This window comes from Methanocalculus sp. (assembly GCF_030651615.1).
Lineage (GTDB): Archaea > Halobacteriota > Methanomicrobia > Methanomicrobiales > Methanocorpusculaceae > Methanocalculus.
The window spans coordinates 1-6,827 of the sequence record NZ_JAUSCG010000176.1; the positions used below are offsets into that span (position 1 = coordinate 1).

Below are 6,827 nucleotides of genomic sequence, written 5' to 3' on the forward strand. Positions count from 1 at the left end.
TCACTGCTGGTGTCCTATTCCAGGTGATATTATCATGATACTCGGAGACGAGAGAATGCAATGCATTGTAATGAACAGCGGAGATGCAAAATACCATGATTGATCTCATAACCGGTTCACTCCTGATGGGGTGGACGACACTCGTAGAGTACCTCGCAGAACATGTTGTCACCTGCCTCATCCCGGCTTTCTTCATCGCCGGAGGAATCGCAGCACTCATACAGAAGGAGGCGATCCTGAAGTACTTCAGCCCTGATGCAAAGAAGAGCGTTGCCTACGGGCTTGCATCAGTCTCAGGCACCGTCCTTGCGGTCTGCTCCTGCACCATCCTTCCGATGTTCGCAGGACTCTTCAAACGGGGCAGCGGCATAGGACCTGCCACAACCTTCCTCTATGCGGGACCTGCGATCAACATCCTTGCTATTGTGTACACTGCAAAGGTGCTCGGATTTGATCTCGGTCTTGCGAGGGCGATCTTTGCCATCATCCTCGCGATCGTCATCGGTCTGATCATGGCTGTACTCTTCTCATCCCATGATGCTGAGACGAAGAAGAAGATGGCGGCGATGCCACAGGCTCCCGCAGGTCAGCAGGCAGAACGCCCCCGATGGGTGATCCCTCTCTTCTTCATCTTCCTCATAGGCATCCTGATCACAGGCACTGCACAGATCGACTGGATGATCAAATTCCCGATCATCTATGCCCTGACGCTCGGGGTGGCATATATCCTGATCTACTTCTTTGAGCGGGACGAGGTGACCGAGTGGGGATGGGAGACATGGGACCTCACAAAGAAGATCTTTCCGATCCTGCTCATCGGTACATTTGCACTCGGGATGCTTGCCTTCTTCCTCCCTCCAGAGACGTTTCAGCCGTTCTTTGGAACAAACTCCATCGAATCGACACTCCTCGCCTCATTCATCGGCACAATCCTGTACATGCCGACGCTCCTTGAGGTGCCGGTGATCGGAACCACCTTCGGCTACACCTCCGGGATGATGGCACAGGGGCCGGCACTCGCACTCCTCCTCTCAGGACCAAGCGTCAGCCTCCCATCACTCCTCGTCATCTCACGGATCATGGGGATGAAGAAGACGCTCGTCTATGCAGTACTTGTGATCATCTTCTCGGCCCTTGCCGGGTTTGCCTACGGACTTATTATGGGATGAAGAAAATGAGCGGTACACGAACAAAGAACTCAAATAACAAAAATCAGGTGATAATCATGAAGGTAGAAATTCTTGGAACCGGATGCATGAAATGTAAACGCCTTGCAAAGAATGTCGAAAAAGCAGTCTCCGAACTCGGCATCTCAGCCGATATCGTGAAGGTGGAGGATATCACCGCCATCATGGAGCGTGATGTGATGCTGACCCCGGCACTTATGGTCGATGGCGAACTGAAGGTCTCGGGAAGGGTTGCGGATGTTGCTGAGATCAAGGCGATCCTCGGAGGTGCGTAAGAATGGCAGAGCAGCCGACCTGCTCATGCGGGTCCACAGACGCACTTCCCGTCAAACGGATCATCTTCCCCTGTGCCGGCGTTGCAAATGTCGGTCAGATAACAAATTGTGCCGCAATTCAGCTCACTGAAGAGGGATACGGCGGAGCTTCCTGTGTTGCACTCCTTGCAACCGGCGCTGAAGGGCTTATGAAGAACATTGCTTCTTCTGATGAGATCCTCATCCTCGACGGGTGTCAGGTTCAATGTGGCCGAAAGATTGCAGAGGAGCAAGGAGTTGCAATCGATCAGCATATCGTCGTTACCGAACTCGGCATCACAAAGGCAGGGTCAAAAGACTACTCGGATGAAGATATCGAGACGGTCGTATCTGCCGTCTGGGAAGGGAAAGGAACCACCTGTTCGAAACAGTGTGGTTCTGGGTGCGGGTGCAGATAAAAACTCTTCAGGAGGGAGAGACGATGGAGGGACGACAGCTCAGTACCTTTGAGAAGTACCTCACTCTCTGGGTTATGCTCTGTATCATCGGGGGAATAGCCCTTGGGAGACTGGCACCAGGAGTTGCCGTCACCCTCGATTCTTTTTCGGTCTATCAGATCTCAATTCCGATTGCGATCGCCCTCTTCTTCATGATGTACCCGATCATGGTCAAGATCGACTTTGGGGAGGTGATGAAGGCCGCAAAGACACCAAAGCCGGTCGCCCTCACTCTCCTGATCAACTGGGCGATCAAACCCTTCACGATGTTTGCGATCGCCACCTTCTTCCTTGGGTACCTCTTCATCGACTTCCTGCCGGGAACCGAGATCCTCCTCGATGGGAGTGAGGTGTACCTCTACCAGAGCTACATCGCAGGCTGTATCCTCCTTGGAATCGCCCCCTGTACAGCGATGGTGCTGATGTGGGGATACCTTGCGAAGGGAAACCAGGGGTTAACACTCGTGATGGTTGCGATCAACTCACTTGTAATGCTCGCCCTCTATGCACCACTTGGGGGATTTCTCCTCGGAGTCGCTGCGATGCCGATCCCCTGGGAGACGATCCTCCTCTCTGTCGCCGTTTATGTCGCCCTCCCTCTTGCAGCAGGATATCTCACCAGAAGATGGATTCTGCAGTACAAAGGGAAGGCATGGTTTGAGACGCAGTTCCTCCATTACTTAACACCTGTCTCAATAATCGCCCTCCTCGGAACGCTCGTCCTCCTCTTCAGTTTCAAAGGAGACGTCATCGTCGAGAACCCACTGACGATCCTCTGGATCGCAATCCCGCTGACGATACAGACGCTTCTGATCTTTGTTACAGGATACTTCATCCTTGCACGGTTCTTCAGGTTACCCTATGAAGATGCAGGGCCTGTCGGGCTGATCGGTGCATCGAACCACTTTGAGGTGGCGATCGCAACCGCCGTCATCCTCTTTGGCCTCTCATCAGGTGCGGCACTCGCAACCGTTGTTGGGGTGCTGATCGAGGTGCCGCTGATGCTGATGCTGGTGAAAGTCTGCCTGAGAACGAAAGGAATCTTTCGGGGTGAAACAGTATGAAGATCTATAATACAGGAAGATCCAGAACCACTACACTATCCTTTTGGATCGAAAAGAGACATCCATCAGGGAAGACCCCACACTATCAATCCAGGGTGATAAAAAAATGAAGAAGATACTCTTTGTCTGTACCCATAATGCCGGTCGGTCGCAGATGGCCGAAGGATATGTGAACGCAACGTACGGCGACCGCTACTCCGCATTCTCAGCCGGATCAGAACCTGCCAGCAGAATGAACCCTCTCATCATCCAGGCAATGCAGGAGATTGGTGTTGATATCTCAGGACATACCCCGAAGCTGATCGATCAGTTTGACGGCATCGAGATGGACCTGCTCATCACCCTCTGTGACTCAGGTACCTGCCCGCTCTTCCCCTGGGCGAAAGAGACGATCCACCAGACCTTCCCTGATCCAAAAGCTGTCACCGGAACAGATGATGAGGTGATGGCAGGGATACGGGAGATCAGGGATGCGATCACCGGATGGATTGATGAAAACCTCGGGGAAGTATGAGGTATACTATCATCACCTGCTCCGGCATCTCAAACACCGGGAAACTGACCACCCAGTGTGGTGTTGCACTCCTTCAGAGATCCGGAGGAGAGATCGAAGCCTGCATCCCTGCGATAACGGAGAGGGGGGTCCTTGATGATGCCCTGATGGATGCAGAGAAGATCCTCGTCCTTGACGGATGCAGCGACTGTTGCGCTCTGAAAAAGCTCCATCAGTGTGATAAAGAACCGGATATCCATATCATCGCAACCGACTGCGGGATCAAGAAAAGAGGTATGGATGATCCGCAGTATAAAGAGATCGAAGATCTCACATTAACTGTTCAAAAGGCGATACGGAAGGAATAAACAACCCTCCACCGACGAAAATAACTATTTTACGATCATGACCGGACAGGCGGCAAGCTGTGCCACCTTCTGGCTGACACTCCCCTGGACAACACCCTTCAAAGAACCCAATCCCCGGCTTCCAATGACAATCAGGCCCGCTTTGATCTTCTCTCCGATCTTGAGGATCTCAGTTGCGGGATCACCCATACCAGCTTCGAGCGTATAGGGGACGGAGGCGTTCCGGATGTATTCAAGGGTCTGTCCGGCGACCGTTTGTGCATCCTCAAGGAGGAGGGTATGGACATCAAAGTCCGCCTTCATGATGCGTGACTGGGACGGAGGATTAGGTGCAACATAGACAACCACAAGCGAAGCACCGTTGATTACCCTGACAAGGCCACACGCAGCCTCAGCTGCCCGCCTTGCATTCTCTGAGCCATCTATTGCAAGAAGTATTGTCTGAAACATGAGAACCTCCATTGTGTGGATACCGGTCATAGAGGGGCGGAAAACCCAACATTCCTGTGGTAAAGAGAGGTACTCCAGCTTATAAAACCATGTCGGAGTATCTCAGCCCACTTTCGAGATACTTTAATGTAAATGAATGACTATATAAAACCCACCTTAGAAACAAAGAGATACTAATGATCTATAGAGGATCTACATAATCTTATCAAGAGGATATCCCGTGAATTTGAATAATCTCTTATCCATTAACGCGCTGAAGAAGACCTGGCTCTCAAACATCAAGGGGGATACTCTTGCCGGGATGACAGTTGCTCTTGCCCTCATCCCTGAGGCGATCGCATTTTCCATCATTGCAGGGGTCGATCCGATGGTCGGGTTGTACGCCTCGTTCTGCATCGCTGTCGTCATCTCTTTTGCAGGCGGCAGGCCCGGGATGATCTCTGCTGCAACCGGTGCAATGGCCCTTGTCATGGTGGTCCTCGTCCGTGATCATGGCCTTGAATACCTCCTTGCCGCAACCATCCTGACCGGTATTTTGCAGTTAGCACTCGGTTTCCTCAATGTCGGACAGCTCGTGAAGTTCATCCCGTACTCAGTCGTCCTCGGGTTCATCAATGCGCTTGCAATCCTCATCTTCATCGCACAGATCCCCTTCCTCGTCGGGGTATCACCTGCAGTCTATATCCTCGTCGCGGTGACGATGGCAATCATCGTCATCCTCCCCCGATTAACAAAAGCGGTACCACCAGCCCTTGTTGCAATCGTCATCGCCACCGCTGCTGCAGTTATACTGAAACTTGACATCCTCACCGTCGGAGGGATGGGGGATATCACCCGGGCACTCCCGATCTTCCACCTGCCGGCTGTTCCACTCACCCTTGAGACACTCCTCATCATCCTCCCCTACTCAGCAACCCTCGTCATCGTCGGACTGCTCGAATCCCTCCTGACCGCCTCTATCGTCGATGAGATGACCGATACAAAGAGTGATAAGGATCAGGAGGTCCGGGGGCAGGGATTGGCAAACTGTGTCGCAGGCTTCTTCGGAGGGATGGCCGGATGTGCGATGATCGGCCAGTCGATCATCAATATCAAGTCCGGTGGAACCGGTCGGCTCTCATCCCTCGTCGCCGGACTCTTTCTGATCACCCTGATCATCGTCTTTGGCGATATCGTCGCCCAGATCCCGATGGCTGCACTCGTCGGCGTGATGATCATCGTCGCCATCAGCACCTTCGAATGGGATTCGATCAAAACCCTGCATAAGATTCCACGCGGCGATGCAGCAGTCATGATCGTAACAGTCGCAATCGTCGTCTATACCCACGATCTGGCTAAAGGTGTCATTGCGGGTGTTATCCTCGCCCTCCTCATCTTCGGATGGAAGATCTCGGTCATCTCTGCAACAAGCACCATCCGAAAGGATGGCGTTAAGGTGTATATGATGAAAGGCCAGCTCTTCTTCGGCACGATGTCATCATTCATGGACCTCTTCGACTATACAAACGACCCGGAGAGAGTAGAGATCGACTTCTCAAACTCCCATATCTGGGACCAGTCCGGGGTCGAAGCAATAACACGGGTGATCCACAGGTACCAGCAACAGGGCAAGTCGGTCTATGTCATCGGCTTAAATCCGGAGAGTCAGGAGACCCTTGATCGTGGCTTCTCCTGAACTCATCCATCCTGATTTTTTTAAACGAAGGATACATCTGATCTGAATCGAAGACATATCTGAGATCATCAATGGTAGAACTACGCATCGCCGGATGGGAGAGCCGTCTTGGCGCCTGGATCATCGATATCATCATCGTCTCGGTATGTGTCGGAGTTATTGAACGCGCCCTCCTCTCTTTGCTCGGACTCAATGCAGACGCCATCTTCTTCGGCCTGCCGGGTCCGTTCCTTATACCAATTCCATTCTGGTCAAACGGTGTTGTACTCTTCCTCTATTGGACACTGATGGAAGGTATCACTGGCCAGTCCATCGGGAAGATGGTCTTAAACCTGAGACTCACCGATCGTAAAGGCGATCCCGCAGGCATCCCGAAAGCCGCAGTCTCAGCGTTTGGAAAGGCCTTCCTCCTCCCGCTCGACTGCCTCATCGGGTGGCTTGCCATGCCGGGGACCGGTCTTCGCCTAACAAACAGGCTCTCGGAGACGATCGTTATCAGAACCGACTACCGTGAACCCGAGGGGGTCAGGTACATCCATGTGGACGAATAATTCAGAGGATCAATGATCATGCAACGCCACACCATCACTTACTCTAAGAATGTCTTCCTTCCTTTGACAACGGTCTGCAAAAACCGGTGCGGATACTGTTCATTCAGGACACCGGTGCAGGAAGGATGTGTCATGGAGCCGGAAGCTGCACGGGAGACCCTCAGGCGTGGGAAAGAGGCAGGATGTACCGAGGCACTCTTCACCTTCGGGGAACGTCCCGGAGAGGTCGACGGATTTAACAAATATCTGAAGAAGATCGGGTACGATGATATTCTGGACTACTGCTAT

9 protein-coding genes and 1 pseudogene are annotated in these 6,827 nt (G+C 52.5%); 9 read left to right on the forward strand and 1 reads right to left on the reverse strand.

Translation table 11 applies throughout. From position 1 onward, the window contains the following. Positions 1-95: 95 nt before the first annotated feature. The 6 genes from Q7V06_RS07685 to Q7V06_RS07710 all read left to right on the forward strand — a co-directional run bounded on the left by Q7V06_RS07685 (position 96) and on the right by Q7V06_RS07710 (position 3,863). On the forward strand, positions 96-1,169 hold the full coding sequence (locus Q7V06_RS07685; RefSeq protein WP_304840240.1) for a permease: 1,074 nt from the start codon (positions 96-98) through the stop codon (positions 1,167-1,169). Between the two features lie 56 nt (positions 1,170-1,225). Then, a complete protein-coding gene (locus tag Q7V06_RS07690; RefSeq protein WP_304840242.1) occupies positions 1,226-1,462 on the forward strand; it encodes a thioredoxin family protein in 237 nt (78 codons plus the stop codon). A 2-nt stretch (positions 1,463-1,464) separates the two neighbouring features. Continuing rightward, positions 1,465-1,899, forward strand: coding sequence for a putative zinc-binding protein (locus tag Q7V06_RS07695; protein ID WP_304840244.1), 435 nt, complete (start codon positions 1,465-1,467; stop codon positions 1,897-1,899). A gap of 23 nt (positions 1,900-1,922) precedes the next feature. After that, positions 1,923-3,002 carry an ACR3 family arsenite efflux transporter gene (gene arsB, locus Q7V06_RS07700; protein WP_370650829.1) on the forward strand — a complete coding sequence of 360 codons (1,080 nt, stop codon included), beginning with the start codon at positions 1,923-1,925 and terminating at the stop codon, positions 3,000-3,002. 106 nt (positions 3,003-3,108) lie between these two features. After that, on the forward strand, positions 3,109-3,516 hold the full coding sequence (locus tag Q7V06_RS07705; RefSeq protein WP_304840248.1) for an arsenate reductase ArsC: 408 nt from the start codon (positions 3,109-3,111) through the stop codon (positions 3,514-3,516). After that, a complete protein-coding gene (locus tag Q7V06_RS07710; protein WP_304840250.1) occupies positions 3,513-3,863 on the forward strand; it encodes a putative zinc-binding protein in 351 nt (116 codons plus the stop codon). The genes Q7V06_RS07705 and Q7V06_RS07710 overlap by 4 nt, the downstream gene beginning before the upstream one ends. Positions 3,864-3,887: 24 nt before the next feature. Here the strand turns inward: Q7V06_RS07710 and Q7V06_RS07715 are convergent, their stop codons facing one another. Further along, positions 3,888-4,313, reverse strand: a complete 426-nt coding sequence (locus Q7V06_RS07715) for a universal stress protein (RefSeq protein WP_304840252.1) — start codon at positions 4,311-4,313, stop codon at positions 3,888-3,890. Positions 4,314-4,539: 226 nt separating this feature from the next. On the opposite strand from Q7V06_RS07715, the gene Q7V06_RS07720 reads away from it, so the two are divergent. The 3 genes and pseudogenes from Q7V06_RS07720 to cofG all read left to right on the forward strand — a co-directional run. Further along, the gene (locus Q7V06_RS07720) at positions 4,540-5,988 is read left to right on the forward strand and encodes a SulP family inorganic anion transporter (RefSeq protein WP_370650830.1); all 1,449 of its coding nucleotides are present in this window, start codon (positions 4,540-4,542) and stop codon (positions 5,986-5,988) included. 71 nt (positions 5,989-6,059) lie between these two features. Then, positions 6,060-6,539, forward strand: coding sequence for an RDD family protein (locus tag Q7V06_RS07725; RefSeq protein WP_304840256.1), 480 nt, complete (start codon positions 6,060-6,062; stop codon positions 6,537-6,539). A gap of 18 nt (positions 6,540-6,557) precedes the next feature. Further along, positions 6,558-6,827: pseudogene (gene cofG, locus Q7V06_RS07730) on the forward strand (7,8-didemethyl-8-hydroxy-5-deazariboflavin synthase subunit CofG); the annotation flags it as partial.